The 454-nt window shown below is 54.8% G+C and carries 2 tRNA genes and 1 rRNA gene; all 3 read right to left on the reverse strand.

Annotated features, from left to right (window positions below):
* Positions 1-64: 64 nt before the first annotated feature.
* The 3 genes from AB4111_RS31175 to rrf all read right to left on the reverse strand — a co-directional run bounded on the left by AB4111_RS31175 (position 65) and on the right by rrf (position 424).
* Positions 65-140 (reverse strand) — tRNA-Ala (locus tag AB4111_RS31175).
* Between the two features lie 34 nt (positions 141-174).
* Positions 175-248, reverse strand: a tRNA-Ile gene (locus AB4111_RS31180).
* Positions 249-307: 59 nt separating this feature from the next.
* Positions 308-424: ribosomal RNA gene (gene rrf / locus AB4111_RS31185) — 5S ribosomal RNA — on the reverse strand.
* Positions 425-454: the final 30 nt, after the last annotated feature.

Below are 454 nucleotides of genomic sequence, written 5' to 3' on the forward strand. Positions count from 1 at the left end.
AGGGCTCGAACCTGTGACAACTCGATTAACAGTCGAGTGCTCTACCAACTGAGCTATCAGGGAATGGTGGAGCCAAGCGGGATCGAACCGCTGACCTCCTGCTTGCAAGGCAGGCGCTCTCCCAGCTGAGCTATGGCCCCATACTCTGTTGTATTTCTTGTTGTGGTCTTGCTATGGGCCCTGGTGGACTCGAACCACCGGCCTCACCCTTATCAGAGGTGCGCTCTAACCAACTGAGCTAAGGGCCCTAATATATATCCCTTATTCCTTGGCAAGGGGGGCAAAAAAAATACCCCAAAGGGAAATCGCTTGGCGGCGTCCTACTCTCCCAGGACCCTGCGGTCCAAGTACCATCGGCGCTAGAGGGCTTAACGGTCGTGTTCGGGATGGGTACGTGTGGAACCCCTCCGCCATCGCCACCAAACGCATAGCTAAGCTTACATTTCAGAGTTGT

Source organism: Paenibacillus sp. 2KB_22, from assembly GCF_052115745.1.
GTDB lineage: Bacteria > Bacillota > Bacilli > Paenibacillales > Paenibacillaceae > Paenibacillus.